Annotated in this window: 11 protein-coding genes; 7 read left to right on the plus strand and 4 right to left on the minus strand. The window is 63.8% G+C overall.

What is annotated here, in order from left to right; all coding sequences use genetic code 11:
* The first annotated feature begins 95 nt into the window (after positions 1 to 95).
* Together M0D67_RS33750 and M0D67_RS33755 are read left to right on the plus strand one after the other, a co-directional pair.
* Positions 96 to 848 carry a class I SAM-dependent methyltransferase gene (locus M0D67_RS33750; RefSeq protein ID WP_266241248.1) on the plus strand — a complete coding sequence of 251 codons (753 nt, stop codon included), beginning with the start codon at positions 96 to 98 and terminating at the stop codon, positions 846 to 848.
* Positions 849 to 977: 129 nt separating this feature from the next.
* The gene (locus M0D67_RS33755) at positions 978 to 1,307 is read left to right on the plus strand and encodes a hypothetical protein (RefSeq protein ID WP_266241250.1); all 330 of its coding nucleotides are present in this window, start codon (positions 978 to 980) and stop codon (positions 1,305 to 1,307) included.
* A gap of 59 nt (positions 1,308 to 1,366) precedes the next feature.
* Here the strand turns inward: M0D67_RS33755 and ppc are convergent, their stop codons facing one another.
* Positions 1,367 to 4,561, minus strand: coding sequence for a phosphoenolpyruvate carboxylase (ppc, locus tag M0D67_RS33760; protein ID WP_266241252.1), 3,195 nt, complete (start codon positions 4,559 to 4,561; stop codon positions 1,367 to 1,369).
* A gap of 408 nt (positions 4,562 to 4,969) precedes the next feature.
* Here ppc and hemC point away from each other — a divergent pair, with 408 nt between their 5' ends.
* The 3 genes from hemC to M0D67_RS33775 are packed head-to-tail and all read left to right on the plus strand — an operon-like array spanning position 4,970 to position 9,188.
* Positions 4,970 to 5,974: a hydroxymethylbilane synthase gene (hemC, locus tag M0D67_RS33765; protein WP_266241254.1), complete on the plus strand. Its 1,005-nt coding sequence runs from the start codon at positions 4,970 to 4,972 to the stop codon at positions 5,972 to 5,974.
* Positions 5,974 to 7,995: a fused uroporphyrinogen-III synthase HemD/membrane protein HemX gene (gene hemDX, locus M0D67_RS33770; protein ID WP_266241256.1), complete on the plus strand. Its 2,022-nt coding sequence runs from the start codon at positions 5,974 to 5,976 to the stop codon at positions 7,993 to 7,995. Before hemC ends, hemDX begins: the two co-directional genes overlap by 1 nt.
* 2 nt (positions 7,996 to 7,997) lie before the next feature.
* Positions 7,998 to 9,188, plus strand: a complete 1,191-nt coding sequence (locus tag M0D67_RS33775) for a heme biosynthesis protein HemY (protein WP_154558940.1) — start codon at positions 7,998 to 8,000, stop codon at positions 9,186 to 9,188.
* A 189-nt stretch (positions 9,189 to 9,377) separates the two neighbouring features.
* Here M0D67_RS33775 and M0D67_RS33780 read toward each other — a convergent pair whose 3' ends face one another.
* From M0D67_RS33780 to M0D67_RS33790, 3 genes are all read right to left on the minus strand, one after another.
* Complete coding sequence (locus M0D67_RS33780; protein WP_266241259.1) at positions 9,378 to 10,697, minus strand: MFS transporter; 1,320 nt, start codon at positions 10,695 to 10,697, stop codon at positions 9,378 to 9,380.
* A gap of 84 nt (positions 10,698 to 10,781) precedes the next feature.
* On the minus strand, positions 10,782 to 11,540 hold the full coding sequence (locus tag M0D67_RS33785; RefSeq protein ID WP_154558942.1) for an SDR family oxidoreductase: 759 nt from the start codon (positions 11,538 to 11,540) through the stop codon (positions 10,782 to 10,784).
* Positions 11,541 to 11,618: 78 nt separating this feature from the next.
* Positions 11,619 to 13,058: an aldehyde dehydrogenase family protein gene (locus tag M0D67_RS33790; RefSeq protein WP_266241261.1), complete on the minus strand. Its 1,440-nt coding sequence runs from the start codon at positions 13,056 to 13,058 to the stop codon at positions 11,619 to 11,621.
* 273 nt (positions 13,059 to 13,331) lie between these two features.
* Between M0D67_RS33790 and ppa the strand changes: the two genes are divergently transcribed.
* Together ppa and M0D67_RS33800 are read left to right on the plus strand one after the other, a co-directional pair.
* Positions 13,332 to 13,859, plus strand: a complete 528-nt coding sequence (ppa, locus tag M0D67_RS33795) for an inorganic diphosphatase (protein WP_154558944.1) — start codon at positions 13,332 to 13,334, stop codon at positions 13,857 to 13,859.
* A 304-nt stretch (positions 13,860 to 14,163) separates the two neighbouring features.
* The gene (locus M0D67_RS33800; protein WP_154558945.1) at positions 14,164 to 16,269 is read left to right on the plus strand and encodes an FUSC family protein; all 2,106 of its coding nucleotides are present in this window, start codon (positions 14,164 to 14,166) and stop codon (positions 16,267 to 16,269) included.
* Positions 16,270 to 16,348 lie beyond the last annotated feature (79 nt).

A 16,348-nucleotide genomic window follows, 5' to 3' on the forward strand; every position in this document is an offset into this window, starting at 1 on the left:
CGGGCTCTATTGTAGCGGCTGGAACGACGCAGCGCCGTCCAGAAAGACCCGGGCTCAAGCCCGGCGCAACCCCACGTAAATAACCGGAGCCTCCCATGAAGCATCACGATCAGGTCGCCGACGCCTTCGGCTCGACCGCCGCCGCGTATTTGACGAGTCAGACGCATGCCACCGGCGCCGATCTGCAGACGCTGGCCGAATCGATCGCCGCGACGCCAGATGCGAAGGTGCTCGACATGGGCTGCGGAGCAGGTCACGCGAGTTTCGCGGTAGCGCCGCACGCAAAAGAAGTGGTCGCCTACGACATCGCGCCGCAAATGCTGGCGACCGTCGACGGCGCGGCCAAAGATCGCGGCCTCACCAACATCCGCACGCAACAGGGCGCGGCCGAAACGCTGCCGTTCGACGATCATTCGTTCGACTGGATCATCAGCCGGATGAGCGCGCATCACTGGCACGACGTGCCGCTTGCATTGGCCGAGGTGCGGCGCGTGTTGAAGCCGGGCGGCAAGGTGCTGTTCATCGACATCGCCGGCGCCGAGCATCCGCTGCTCGATACGCATATTCAGGCGGTGGAATTGCTGCGCGACGGCTCGCATATCCGCGACTACCGCGCGGATGAATGGATTGCATTGTTCGAAGCGGCCGGTTTCAAGGCATCGATTCGCGAGTGTTGGCGCATTGAGATTGAGTTCAGTTCGTGGGTGGCGCGCATGCGCACGCCGGAGCCGCGCGTGGCGGCGATTCGCTCGCTGTGGAGCAACTCGCCCGATGAGGTGCGTCAGTATTTCGATGTACAGGACGACGGTTCATTCAAGCTCGACGCGCTGATGATCGAGGCGCAGTAGGCTGACATGGAAGCGGAACGGCCGCCGCCGCGGCCCGGCGACGCGCACGGCTTAACGCAGCGACGGACCTAATAACGAGATGTGCGCCGTGATAACCTCCGGATCACTTATTAATTCAGAGGTGTCCGGATGCAACGTTGGTTACTTTTTGTGGCGGCCGCCGCGCTGTCTGCCGGCGCGTCGGCCCAATCGGATCGGGACTACTATCGCGAACAGGGCACCACCTTGCCGCGCGCACTGTCGTCCAGTCCGGTCACGCCGCAGTCATCCAGTTCGACGAACAGCATCACGGCGCCCGGTTCCAATGTGAATATGTCGCCTCAAGCACGCCGCGACCTTGACACACGCCTGCAGTCCGAGCTTGCCGAGCGTGAAAATCACAAGCAGGTGTGGCGCGAGCCTCCGCTCAAATTCAACATTCCAGCCTCAGAAATGCCAAAGCCGAACACGGCGAAATAATCCGTGTTCGGCTTTGGCGGAGCGGTGGCTGAATCAGCCGCCATTCAAACCGTCCTCGATCAGCCCGTATTGCGCAATCCAGCCGCAATCCCGTTGATGCTCAAATGAATCCCGCGCCGCACGCGCGCGTTGGTATCGCCCGCGCGGTGACGCTTGAGCAACTCGACCTGCAAGTGATTCAACGGATCGAGATACGGAAAGCGGTTCTTGATCGAACGCGCAAGCAACGGATTCTCCGCAAGCCGTTCGCTCTTGCCGGTGATCTCCGACAACACCTTCGACGTCCGCTCCCATTCCGCGACGATGCGCTCGAACACATGCTTGCGCAGCTTCTTGTCCGACACGAGCTGTGCGTAGCGCGAGGCCACCGCAAGGTCGGTCTTCGCCAGCACCATGTCCATGTTGGAGAGCAGGTTCGCGAAGAACGGCCACGTCTTGTGCATTTTCTTGAGCAGCGCAAGACGGCGGGTGCGCTCGGCGTCGCTCGGCGCGCTGTCCAGATGCGCGGCCACCGCGCTGCCGAAACCGTACCAGCCGGTCAGCAGCAAACGGCATTGGCCCCATGAGAAGCCCCACGGAATCGCACGCAGATCTTCGATCTTGCGTTGCTTCGGATCCTGCAATTTGCGCGAAGCCGGACGGCTGCCGATGTTCAACTCGGCGATCTCCGAGATCGGCGTCGACTCGAAGAAATACTCCTTGAAGCCCGGCGTTTCGTAGACCAGCGCGCGATACGACGCCATCGCCGCGTCGGACAATTGCTGCATCGTCTCTTCGAAGGCGGGCAATTGCGCGGGCGCAATGCCGTGCGGCAACAACGACGCTTCGAGCGTTGCGGCCACCACCGTTTCCAGGTTGCGCCGGCCGATTTCCGGATTGCCGAACTTGCTGGCGATCACTTCGCCTTGCTCGGTCAAGCGGATCTGGCCGTCGACGGTGCCCGGCGGCTGCGACAGAATCGCCTGATACGTCGGACCACCGCCGCGGCCTACCGTGCCTCCGCGTCCATGGAACAGGCGCAGGGTCACGCCGCGTTCATTGAATAGCGACACCAGCGCCAGTTCGGCGCGGTACAGCTCCCAGTTCGACGTCAGGAAGCCGCCGTCCTTGTTGCTGTCCGAATAGCCGAGCATCACTTCCTGCTCGTTACCCTGATGTTCGATCAGTGCACCCACGCCCGGCAGCGCGATCAGATCGCGCATGATATGCGGCGCGTTGCGCAAGTCGGGGATCGTCTCGAACAGCGGGATCACCATCAGCCCTGCTTGCGCGGGATCGTGCGCGTCGCCGAGGCGGCCGTGCAGCAGGCCGGTTTCCTTCTGCAGCAACATCACTTCGACCAGATCGCTGACGGTTTCCGTGTGTGAAATGATGTAGTTGCGCACCGCGCGCGCGCCGAACTTCTCGCGCGTGACGCGGGCCTCTTCGAGTACGCCGAGCTCGCTCTTCACGAGATCGGAATACTCGGCGTAGGGCAGGCGCAACGCTCGCGGCTGTGAAAGTTCGGCGAGCAGCACCTTGAGCTTGTCTTCTTCGGAGAGCGACGCGTAGTCGTCTTCGACGCCCGCGCGCTTCAGCAACTCGGCGATCACCGCTTCATGGATGTCGGAGCTCTGACGCAAGTCGATGCTCGCCAGATGGAAGCCGAATACTTCGGCGGCGCGCGCGAGCGGCGACAGGCGGGGTGCCGCGAGCGGCGCGCCATGATGCTCGGCGAGCGAATCGATCAGCACATGCAAATCGCGCACGAATTCGGCGGAGTCGTCGTACGGCTTGGCGCGTATCGGCGCCGCGCCGCGGCCTGCGCTGCGCACCGGCACGCTGCCTTCACCGAGACGTACGCGCGCACTTGCAGCGAGTCGCGTGTACATGCCGATCAACGCACGGCGATACGGTTCGTCGGTGCGGTGCGGCGACTGGTCGGGCGAGATGGCCGCGAGTTCTTTCAACGCGTCGCTTGCGCCCGCGAGCAGGTTCGACACCGACAACTCGGCGCCCAACTTGTGCACCTGCTCCATATAGTGTTCGAAGATCACGGCCGCCTGGCGGGTGATTGCGTGTTCGAGCGTTTCGGCCGTGACGTTCGGATTGCCGTCACGATCGCCGCCGATCCAGCTACCCATCTGGAGGAACGGCGGCAGGCGCGCCTCGAGACCGTGCTCGGCGAGCGCTTCCTCGATGTCGGCGTAGAGCGCCGGAATTTCTTCGAGGAAGGTCGCGCGGTAATACGACAGCGCGTTTTCGATTTCATCGGCTACCGTCAGACGCGAATCGCGCAGCATCCGCGTTTGCCAGAGCGACGTGACGCTCGCACGCAGCATCGCTTCGTTATGCGCGCGTTCGCGGTTGGTCAGTTGCTGATCGCGTTCGGCGAGGAGGCGCGCGACGTCATGCTGCGCGTCGAGAATGCTCTTGCGCTGCACCTCGGTAGGGTGTGCGGTCAGGACCGGCACGATCAACGCGTCGTTGAAAAACTGCTGCAGGACCGGCGTCGCGGCGGCGCCCGCCTCGACGAGCCGTTCGAGTGCGTGCGACATGGTGCCCGGTTGCGAGGTCGAGCCGGCCAGCGCGTGAATCCGGTGACGGCGATTGCGGTGGCGGTCTTCAGCGATATTCGCAAGATGCGAGAAGTAGCTGAACGCACGCACCACGCTGACCGTTTGCTCCGGGCTCAGCGAACGCAGTTTCTTGTCGAGCGTTTGCGCGGCGGCGCTATCGTCCTCGCGGCGAAAACGCACGGCGGTCTGGCGGATCGTCTCCACGACGTCGAACACCGCGTCGCCTTCCTGTTCGCGCAGCACGTCGCCGAGTAGGCGCCCCAGATAGCGGATGTCCTGGAACAGCGGATGGTCCTTGTCCTCACGCGTGCGGCCGCTGCTTTTCGACGCGGGTGCAACCGTATCCGGCGAAACGGCCTGCAGCTTGGGCGCCTGAGTGGCTTCCGGCGCGGCAACGCTTGCGACGACCTTGGTCTTCGGGGACTTCGCTTTGGCCGGTTTCAGCGTCTGGGCGGCGTTCGTGGCTTGCGTCGCCTTAGCTGTCCTGACGGCCTTCACTGCCTTGTCCGCCTTGGCGGGCGTGGAGGCTTTGGCGGATTTGGAGGCTTTGGCGACGTTGGCGGCCTGGCTTGCCTTGGCAGCTTTGCCGGCGCGTTTGGCCGGTGTGGACTGGGCAGCCGTTGCGGCGTCAGCCGCTTGAGCGTTGGGCGATGCAGTGTTGCGGCGGGCAGGGCGCGCCGATCCGGAAGACGTCACGATGGGTTTCCTCAGGGAAGCCAGGGTCTGTTGAGTGATGAACTGCTACTGCGGAACTGCACTAAGAGTTGCAACGGGAACTGCGCGAAACCTGGACAAACCGGTATGCGCCGATGGCAATACGCCGGAGAGGGTGGCCGCGTGCGCATTTGCATGAAGCGCACGAGGTGTGTGACGTGCATTGCATGCACGACAGCCACGGTGCGCCGCATTGCATCATCCCGCATGCCGCGCCCCGGTGCGCGAACGACCGTGCTTGAACAGGCTGGGATGAGGCAGGCGCGCGCTGTGCGAGGCCCGTCTCCTCCATCGATACCGCGCCGGCACGGCGCTCCGCTGTGCCTTGAGACACAAGGGCGCGTGCTAACATTGATTGTTATTACATCCCGTCATTCGATCAGCAAGCTAATGAACACCGAGACGTTTTCTGCGCCACCCCACACGCTTGTGATTGCGTCGCGAGAAAGCCGCCTTGCCATGTGGCAGGCGGAGCATGTGCGATGTGCGCTGCACAAATTATATCCATCTTGTGACGTAAAAATCCTTGGAATGACGACACGTGGCGATCAAATTCTCGATCGCACTTTGTCGAAGGTTGGTGGTAAGGGCCTCTTCGTCAAGGAACTGGAAGCGGCGCTAGCCGACGGCCGCGCCGATCTGGCCGTGCACTCGCTCAAAGACGTGCCCATGACATTGCCGGCGGGCTTTGCGCTCTCCACCATCATGGAACGCGAAGATCCGCGCGACGCGCTGGTGTCCAACGAGTACGACTCGCTGGCCGCGCTGCCGGCCGGCGCCGTGGTCGGCACCTCCAGCCTGCGCCGCGAGGGCATGCTACGCATGCGTTATCCGCACCTCGTGGTGCGGCCGTTGCGCGGCAATCTGGACACCCGTCTGTCGAAACTCGATCGCGGCGACTATGCGGCGATCATTCTGGCGGCGGCCGGTTTGAAGCGTTTGGGTCTCGGCGAGCGCATCCGCGCACTGCTCGATCCCGAAGACAGCTTGCCAGCAGCCGGTCAGGGCGCGCTCGGCATCGAGATTCGCGCCGATCGCGCGGACCTCGCGGCATGGCTCGCACCGTTGCATCACGAACATACGGCAGCGGCCGTCGAAGCGGAGCGGATGGTCTCCCGTGCCCTCGGCGGCAGTTGCGAAGTGCCGCTCGCGGCCTATGCACACTGGCACGACGGCGCGCTGCATCTGCGCGGTATCGTCGCTACGCCCGACGGTCAGCGTGTGTTGAGCGCGCAGGCATCGGCGCCGGCGCCCACCGTCGAACGTGCTGTGGCGCTCGGCAAGGAAGTGGCGGACGCGCTCGAACAGCAAGGTGCGATGGAAATCGTCCGCGCGTTGAGCACGGCCAGCGGCCCCGCCGCCGGGTCGACGGACAGCGCGGCGACCGGCGAGTGATGGCGGCCGATATCCCGGGCAACGCATCCTCATCCGTCGGCAAGGCGGCGTTCACTGTCGTGATTACGCGACCGGCCGGTCAGTCGAACGCGTTGATCGCGCAACTCGAGGCAGCGGGCATTGCCGTGCTCGACTTTCCGCTGATCGACATCGCGCCTGTCGCTGACGAGGCGCCGTTGCGCGCGGCGCTGGCCTCTCTGGAACGCTATGCACTGGTGGTGTTCGTCTCGCCCAACGCGGTCGATCACGCGTTTGCCAGGAGCGATGCGATCTGGCCGCACGCGCTGCCGATCGGCGTAGTCGGGCCGGGCAGCGTGCAGGCGCTGGCGCGCCACGGCGTCGCGGCGCCGGCGTACAACATCATCAGCCCACCGTCCGTACCCGACGACGATACGGCGCGCTTCGATTCCGAAGGCCTGTTCGCGGCGATCGATACCGCGCTTGGCGCGACGAGCCTCGAAGGCAAGCGCGTCCTGATCGTGCGTGGCGACGGCGGCCGCGAATGGCTTGCTGACCGCTTGCGCGAGGCGGGTGCCGAAGTCGAAACGGTCGCGGCCTATCGCCGCCTCGTGCCGGAACCGTCGATCGGCGGCTGGGCGCGCGTGCACGCGCTTCTGGCCGGCGCACCGCACGCCTGGCTGCTCACCAGCTCGGAAGGGGTGCGCAACCTGCATGAACTTGCGCTGGAGCATCTGACCGCCGACGAAATCACGCAACTGAAGCACGCCAATCTGGTCACGCCGCATCCCCGTATCGCGCAGACCGCGCGGGCATTGGGTTTTGATAGCATTACGGTGTCCGGTGCGGGCGATGAGCGTATTGCCCGCGCCTTGCTTGCCGCCGTCCCGACCGTTGTTCAACCGGTACCGTCCAACCCGGCTCATTCACCGGCTAAATCACGCATGACTGAAACGAACGCATCCACGAACGCTTCACCCCAGCCGGCCGCAACCACTGCGTTGCCGCCGAATCCACCCTTCACGCCCTACGAAGCGCAGCAAAAGCGCCGCAGCGCGAGCGGACCGCTGCTGTGGTTTGTTGTCGTGATCATCGCTTGTGCGGCGGGGGTGGGCGGCTATGCGCTCAATCGCAAGGTGGAGCGCACCCAGCAGCAGATCGCGCAACGCCAGCAGGCCAACGACGCGCAGACCAACGAATTGCGCGTCAAGACCGATCAGGCGCTGGCCACGGTGCATCAATCCGAAGCGCAGGTCGCGCAACTCGAAGGCAAGCTCGCGGATGCGCAGACCGCGCAGCAGGCGCTGCAACAGCAATACTCCGATCTCGCCCGCAATCGCGACGACTGGACGATGGCTGAAGTCGGCCAGATGCTGTCGGCCGCGAGCCAGCAATTGCAGCTCACGGGCAATACGCAGCTCGCGCTGTTCGCGCTGCAAAGCGCGGACACGCGTCTCGCCGCGTCGGATAGCCCGCAGGCCGTGACGGTGCGCAAGGCGATCGCGCAAGACATCGACAAGCTGAAGGCCGCGCCGTCCACCGATCTGACGGGTATGGCGATCAAGCTCGACAACGCGATCGACCAGGTCGACAACCTGCCGCTCTCCGGCGAAGCACCGATTGCCCACGCCACACCGAAGGCCGCCACCTGGGCCGATACGGCGAAGGTGGCCGCGGCCACCGGCGAGCCGCGCTGGAAAGTGTGGTGGCGTGAAGTCACGACCGGCATTGGCCAGCAGCTCACCAGCCTCGTGCAGGTGCGCCGCATCGACAACGCCGACGCCATGCTCGTCACGCCCGATCAAGGCTACTTCGTACGCGAGAATCTGAAACTGCGCTTGCTGTCGGCGCGGCTTGCGCTGCTCTCGCGCAACCAGACCACGCTGAAGTCCGACCTGCAGGCGTCGCAGGCCGCGCTCACTCGCTACTTCGACAACACGTCGAAGAAAACGCAGACCGTGGTCGATCTGGTCAAGCAGGTGGATGCGGGCTCGGCCGCAGTTGAACTGCCGAATCTGAACACCAGCCTGCAGGCCGTCAATCAATACCGGAGCCGAGGTTAATCATGGCAATCCGGGGACTTCTATGGCTCGCGTTGCTGTTCGCCATCGCGGTGGTGCTGGCGGTGGTCGGACGCTTCGACATGGGGCAGGTGCTGCTGGTCTATCCGCCGTACCGCGTCGACATCTCGCTGAATCTGTTCGTGGTCGGGCTGGTGGTGCTGTTCATCCTGCTGTATGCGCTGCTGCGCATCGTGCGCAATATCTGGCGCATGCCGCAGCGCGTGGCGGCCTACCGTGCGCGCTCGCGTGTCGCGAAGGCGCACGCCGCTTTGCGTGACGCGATCGGCAATCTGTACGCCGGGCGCTTCTCGCGCGCTGAAAAAGCCGCGAAAGATTCGCTCACGAATGGCGACAACAAGGGCGCAGCCGGTTTGATCGCGGCCACCGCGGCGCATCGCATGCATGAATATGCGCGGCGCGACGAGTGGCTCGCTCAGATCGACGGGGCCGACTGGCAGGACGCCCGCCTGATGGCGACCGCCGACATGCGTGCCGATGGCCGCGACGCGGACGGTGCACTCGCCGCGCTGACTGAAATGCAGTCGCAGGGCGCACGGCGGATTCACGCGCAGCAGATCACGTTGCGTGCGCAACAGCAATTGAAGAACTGGAGCGAAGTGCTCAAGCTCGTCAAGACGCTGGAAAAACGCGAGGCGATCCATCCGGCGGTGGCGGTGCGTTTGCGTCAGCTCGCGGCGGAAAACCTGCTGCGCGACCGGCGTCATAACGCTGATGCCCTGCTGGAATTGTGGAATTCGCTGTCGGCGACTGAACGTCATTCGCCGCGTCTTGCTGATCTCGCGGCCGAATTGCTGGTGTCGCTAAATCGTCCGCAGGAAGCCCGCAAGATTGTCGAAGAGGCGCTGGCGCAGAACTGGGACGCGCGTCTGCTGCGCCGCTATCCGGACACGACCGGGGGCGACGCGTTGCCGCTGATCCAGAAGGCCGAAGGCTGGCAGAAGGATCGCCCGGAAGACGCGGACCTGATGTTCGCGTTGGGCCGCTTATGCCTGCATCAGCAGTTGTGGGGCAAGGCGCAATCGTTCCTCGAACGTGCACTGAAACTGGCCGACAACGAGACGCTGAAAATTCGTTCGCATCGCGCGTTGGCGCGTTTGCATGAACAGATCGGCGATTCCGCCAAGGCGAGCGAGCATTATCGCGAGAGTGCGTTGGCGATGAATATCGTTTGATGCGTTGAGTGCTGCGGCGAGCGGTTGAGACGCGCCGCTGTAGACCGCAATAGACGCATATGAAAAAGCCCCGGCGTTGGAAGATGCCGGGGCTTTTTCTTTGGAACGTGGAGCGCGTTACGCGTAACTCAGGACTTTTGGCGGTGGTTGCTGCGTTACGTCGTCTGCGAGATCGTCGGTCAGCCGCGCTTACTTATTGACCATCTTCGCCGGCACACTGATCGCCAGCAGACCGCCGAGGATCATGAACGCCGCCAGCATATACATGCCGGAGTCGTTCGCGGCAGTTGCCTGCTTCAGCCAGCCGACCGCGTACGGGCTGAGAAAGCCCGCGAGATTGCCGATCGAATTGATCATCGCGATGCCGGCCGCCGCGCCCGTGCCGGCGAGAATCGCCGTCGGCAAACTCCAGAACAGCGGCAAGGTGGTGAGGATGCCCATGGTCGCGAGCGTGAGCGAGGCCATCGCCAGCACCGTGTTGTGCGCCCACACCACGGAGAGCACGAGGCCGATCGCCCCGGCGAAGGCCGGCAACGCGATATGCCAGCGCCGCTCGCGCTTGCGGTCCGCGCTGCGCGACACGAACACCATCGCGACCACCGCCGCCGCGAACGGAATCGCCGACAGGATGCCGATCATGAACGCGTCTGTCACACCGGTCGCCTTGATGATGGTCGGCAGCCAGAAGCTCACGCCATAGAGGCCCATCACGAACGAGAAGTACGTGAGGCTCAGCATCAGCACGCGGCCGCTCGTGAGCACCTGGCGAATCGGCATGTCGTGCTTGGTGGCTTCTTCGGCTGACACCTGACGTTCGAGCAGTTCCTTCTCTTCCTTGGTGAGCCACCTGGCCTTCGAGATGCGGTCATCCAGCATCAAAAACACCATGATCCCGACGATCACCGAAGGAATCCCTTCGAGCAGAAACAGCCACTGCCAGCCATGCCAGCCGTTCATGCCGTTGAAGCTCTTCAGGATATAGCCTGAGACCGGGCCGCCGATCACGCCTGACAACGCGATTGCCGTCATGAACCAGGTGGTCATGCGGCCACGCCGGTGCGACGGATACCAGTAGGTGAGATACAGGATGATGCCGGGGAAGAAGCCTGCTTCGGCGAGCCCGAGCAGGAAGCGCATCACGTAAAACATGGTTGGCGTGGTGACGAACATGGTCAGCATCGAGATCACGCCCCACGAGACCATGATCCGTGCGATCCACACCCGCGCGCCCACCTTGTGCAGGATGACGTTGCTCGGAATCTCGAAGATGAAATAGCCGAGGAAGAAAATACCCGCACCGAAGCCGTAGACCGCGTCGCTTAGGCCCAGATCGGTGGTCATTTGCAGCTTGGCGAAGCCGACGTTGACGCGATCGAGATATGCGACCACGTAGCAGAGCATCAGGAACGGCGCGAGCCGCCAACTGACCTTGCGGTAGGTCGCCTCTTCGAAGCTGGAAGGTGGCGCTCCCGCGCCGGGATGGTGAAGCGGATTTGCGGGACTAGCCATGGTGTCTCCTCTTTTCTTGTGGAAATGAAGTACCGCCGTCGATCGCGATTCTAGCCGTGCTGGATGGTTTGGTTAGCATGGCGTTTACACGCAGCGCCCACCGTCCACTTCGAGGCACACGCCGGTGACGAACTCGGCCTCGTCCGAGGCGAGATAGAGCGCCGCGTTGGCGATATCCTGCGGCGTCGAAAACCGCCCGAGCGGAATGCCGGCGAGAAAGCGCTTGCGGTTTTCAGGCGTATCTTCGACACCCATGAATTCGGTCAGCAGCGCCGTCTCGCCCATCACGGGGTTCACACAGTTCACCCGAATGCGGTCCGGGCCCAGTTCGACGGCGAGCGACTTGCTGGCGATGATCACCGCGCCCTTGCTGCCGTTGTACCAGATGAGGCCTGGCCGTGGCCGCACGCCGGCCGTCGACGCAATATTGATGAAAACGCCACCGCCTTGCTGGCGGAAATACGGCACGAATTCCTGCACGCTCCAGTAGATGCTTTTGACGTTCACCGCATAGACGCGGTCGAATTCGGCTTCCGTCACGTCGAGCACCGGTTTGTTGCGATGCGTGGTGCCGGCATTGTTGACGACGATTTGCACGCTGCCGAAGTCTTCGAGCGCGGCCTCGCGCAGTTTTTGCCAATCCTCGCGTTGCGTGACGTTGCCGGCCACCGCGATCGCCTTGCCGCCGGCGATGGCGATTTCGCTCGCCACACGTTCGGCCGCGGCGCCGTTCAGATCGTTGACCACCACGTTCGCGCCTTCGCGCGCGTAGGTCTTCGCGATGCCTTCGCCGAAACCCGAGCCGCCACCCGTGACGATGGCTGTTTTACCTGTCAACCGCATGATGTCTCCGTTGCTTGTTGTGGATGGTGATGCTTTCACTAACTTCGCTGCGAATTCAACCGCACTCACTCAGCCTGCCTAGCCGTGACGAATGGCGATGGTTTTCAACACCGTGAAGCCATACAGCGCTTCGAAACCTTTTTCGCGTCCATGGCCTGAATGCTTCACGCCGCCGAACGGCAATTCGACGCCGCCGCCCGCGCCATAGTTGTTGATGAACACCTGGCCGGAGCGCAGACGCCGCGCAAGGCGCATCTGCCGGGCGCCGTCGCGCGTCCAGATACCCGCGACCAGACCGTACTGCGTGCCGTTGGCGAGCGAGAGCGCTTCGTCTTCGTCGGCGAACGACATCGCGGCGAGGACGGGGCCGAACACTTCGTCGCGCGCGAGACGGTGGCTTGCGGGCACGTCGCGCAGCAAGGTGGGCGCCTGATAGAAGCCGCTTTCGGGCGCTTCGGGGATGACTTCGCCGTGCGCCGCCATCGGGATGCCGTCGTGTTGGGCGTCGGAGAGGAAGTCCCACACGCGCTGTTGCTGCTTCGCATTGATCAGGGGACCGCAATCGAGATCGGCATGCGACGGTCCGACCCGCAGCGCGTGGAACGCGCTGCTCAGCCGGTCGAGCAACGGTTCGTAAATCGCCCGGTCGATCAACACGCGGCTGCCCGCCGAGCAGGTTTGCCCGGCGTTCTGCACGATCGCCGATACCAGCACGGGCAGCGCCGCCTCGAGATCCGCGTCGGCGAACACGATTTGAGGCGATTTGCCGCCCAGTTCCAGCGTGACCGGCACGTGGTTCTCCGCGGCCATTTGCGTGACGAGCTTGCCGGTTTCGGGCGAGCCGGTGAAGGAGATGTGATCGATGCCGGGATGACGCGCAAGCGCCGCGCCCGCTTCATGCCCGTAACCGGTGACGATATTCAGCGCGCCCGCCGGCAAGCCCGCCTCGGCCGCCAGTTCGGCGACGCGCAATACCGAGAGGCACGCGTCTTCCGCCGGTTTGACGACACACGCATTGCCGGTGGCGAGCGCCGCGCCGACGCTACGGCCGAAAATCTGCATCGGGTAGTTCCACGGCACGATGTGGCCGGTCACGCCGTGCGGCTCGCGGATCGTCAGCACCGTGTAGCCGGCCTGATAGGGGAGCGTTTCACCGTGCAGCTTGTCCGCCGCGCCGGCGTAGAACTCGAAATAGCGCGTGAGCGCAGCCGAATCGGCGCGCGCCTGTTTGAGCGGCTTGCCGGTGTCGCGGGCTTCGAGTTGCGCGAGTTCTTCCTGATGGACGGCCACCAGCATCGACAGCCGGTACAGCACGCGGCCGCGTTCGGCGGCGCTCGCTTCGCCCCATGCGCCTTCGAAGGCGCGGCGGGCGGCATGGACGGCGGCGTCGATATCGGCCGCGGTGCCGCGAGCCAGCCGGGTGAACGGCTGGCCGTCCGAGGGATCGAGTACGGCGATCGTTTCGCCGCCTGATGCAGCGGACCATTCGCCGCCGATGAAATGCCGGGCTTCTTCCATGCATGCTCCGTGAGGTGTCACCCAGCCGTGATTCAAGCCGAGGTTCAGGCCGAGGTTCAGATACGCGATGTTCACAAACGAGAGGCACAATCGAGCGACGCCAGACGATTATCGCGCCGATCCAACCAGAGGTGCCATCGGCCGATTGGCTATAATGGCGTATTCCGCACTGTCCGGCCGTAGCGCCTCGTGCTGGCGAGTTTCGCGATTCACGCCGCTCGAGTTCACGCGCCGCACGCCGTGTTCCGAATTCCATCTGATCAGAGAGCGCTCATGAGCTTCAATCACGTCCCCGCAGGCAAAGACCTTCCGCAAGATTTCAACGTCATCATCGAAATCCCGGCGCAAAGCGATCCGGTGAAGTACGAAGCTGACAAGGAAACGGGCCTGCTCCACGTCGACCGTTTCATCGGCACGGGCATGCGCTATCCGGCGAATTACGGCTACATTCCGCAAACGCTGTCGGGCGACGGCGACCCGGTCGACGTGCTGGTGATCACGCCGTTCCCGCTGCTGGCTGGCTCGGTGGTCCGCGCCCGCGCGCTCGGCATGCTGCAAATGACTGACGAATCGGGCGTCGACGCCAAGCTGGTCGCCGTCGCGCATGACAAGGTCTGCCCGATGACCGCTGATCTCAAGTCGATCGACGACGTTCCGGCATACCTGAAGGACCAGATCAAGCACTTCTTCGAGCAATACAAGGCGCTGGAAAAGGGCAAGTGGGTAAAGGTCGACGGCTGGGCCGGCATCGAAGCCGCTCACAAGGAAATCACCGAAGGCGTGGCGAACTACAAGAAGTAAGCTGCGTTACATCGGTGCTTGATGAAAAAACCGCGTGAGCCTGCAAGGGCCACGCGGTTTTTTCATCGGCGGCGTTTTCAGGAATTCCGCTCCCCGCCCAGCGTGTCTTGCGGTCAGTGCGCCTTCCTGGCCGGGCGTTGCAGCGCATAGACACAACGCATCGAATGGATGAACCGAAGGCATTTTTATATATGAGTGTTAACCCTTATCATTCGGCGGCCACGGCAGGTTTTCCGCCGTCGGCGTATTAATGCGCTGAGGTAGCGCCAACGTGCGTTTTTTTTTTTGGAAGCCCACCGTCCGGATGCTGAATCGCAAGTCCAACCCTTCGTCGCTGCGCTGGCCGAGCCGCCTTTACGCGAGCCTGTACGCGCTCGTCACCGCGATCTACCGCAGACGGCCGGTATGGATGGTGTCGTTTTCGACGAGCGAGGCCAATCTGTCGGAAGGGCTGAGAGCCGCCTGCGCGTCCACCGCTATGCTGGTGCTCGGCAATCTGCTGCACGACCCGGTTTTTGCATGGGCCGCGATCGGCGCTTTCTGGACCTGTCTCGCCGACGCGGCCGGCTCGAATCGCGCGCGCTTCGCCTCGATGATGGGCTTTGCGCTTCTGTCCACCGTGTGCGGTGGCGTGACCGCCTTCGCGTCAGGCGAGGGGGCGGTGTTCGCGGCGCTCGCCATTCTGGTATTCACGGCGCTCGGCGCGTTCGGCAGGATCTGGGGCGCCGCGACATCGCAGGTGACGATTCTCGCGGCGACCGCCTGCGTGGTGATGGTCGACCGGCCGATGCACCACCTTCGCGAAGGTGCGGCGTTTCTCGGCATCTATCTGGCCGGATGCCTGTTCGCCGTCGTGCTGAGCTTGACCGTCTGGCGCATTCATCCGTTCGGCACGAGCCGCGCTTCGCTGCGCGCGGTGTATCTGCGTCTGGCGGACATCGCCTTCGACAGCGCGCGACTGCTCGAAGAGCGTGCAGCGCCTGGCGAGTGGGCCACGCATGCCGCGAAATTTCGCGCTGATGCACGCGCTGCGCTGGAGCGCTCACGCAAGGCACTGGCGAACGTGCCTGGCTCGAGAACGGCCGGCCGGGAAGCCTACGACAATCTGCTCGCCCTGCTGACCGAGAGTGAAGCGCTTTTTGCCTACCTGATTGCGGTCACCGGCGCCTGCGAAAAAATCCCCGAAGACGCACGTCGCGCCAGACGTGCGGCCCGGCTGCTGACCGGGCTGGGCGAGGTTCTGCGAAGAATCGGCGCGGCCACCAACGAAGCGCAATGGAACCGTCTCGCCGACCTGCAACTCCGTTTGCGACGCCTGGCGCGGCGACTCGAATCCGCGCTGATGGAACCTGTGACATTGAAGTTCGACTTCGAACTGGTCGATTTCGCACCGACGACTGCCCAGCCGCTCGGGTGGTCGGACAGTGCCGTCAGACTGCTGACGCGGGCGTGGTCGACCCTCAAGGCAAACTTTTCCGTTCAGTCGGTCGGCTTGCGCCACGCCGCTCGCGTAGGCGTCACGACCACGGCGGGCTTTCTGGTCATCCGGGCGCTCGGGCTTCCCTTCGGCTACTGGGCAACCATGGCGACGCTGCTGATCCTGCAACCGTCCATTGCCGCGACCTGGCCACGGAGTATCGAGCGCGCCGCAGGGAGCATCGTCGGGGGCGTGCTGGCGGCCGGCATAGGCTATGCGATCCATTCGCCTCTCGGCATTTCATTGGCGGTGTTTCCGCTGGTGGTGGCCACCATGGCGCTGCGTCCCGTCAGCTACAGCCTGTTCGTACTTTTCCTGACCCCGACCTTCGTGCTCGTGGCCGACTTCGCGACGCCCGGCGCCAGCGAATTCGCCTTCGCGCTCACACGGCTCGGCAACAATGTGCTTGGCTGTGTATTGGCGCTGCTGGCAACGTTCTATCTGTGGCCGACGCGGGAAAAAGTCGACTATCGCGCCTATCTGAGCGACGCGGTGCGAGCCAATCTCGCGTATCTGAGGGCGGCACTGGAGTCGCCGGACCGAAGCGAGAAGGACATGGAACGCCTGCGCCGAGCTGCTGGCCTGGGCAGCAATAACGCCGAGGAGGCTATCGGCCGCATTCGACTCGAAAAGCTCGAGGACTCGATGGTCGACACGGTGACGCTGACGGTACTGAGCGTATTGCGAAAAATGGCGGGAACCGCGACCCAACTGCGCTTGAGTACGAACCGGCGCAGCATGCACGATGAACTCGACGCGTGGATTGCGGCCACGAGCACGGACATCGACGCGGCTTTGAACAGGACGTTGCGGCCGATCCGGCACGACCTTCCCCCGCGGGAGCGGTTGACGTCGCTGGAGGCGGACGCGGTGGGCGAAATCGCGCTGATGCATCGGCTGCTGACTGAGCGGATGCGAGAGGCGAGGGGGTAGGCGGTGAGCAGAAGCATCCGCCTTGGCATGGTCCGCTGACTATCGCTTTGCAGCCAGAGCGCGCGTGACGAAGCGAAGT

This window comes from Paraburkholderia sp. SECH4 (assembly GCF_030511745.1).
Lineage (GTDB): Bacteria > Pseudomonadota > Gammaproteobacteria > Burkholderiales > Burkholderiaceae > Paraburkholderia > Paraburkholderia madseniana.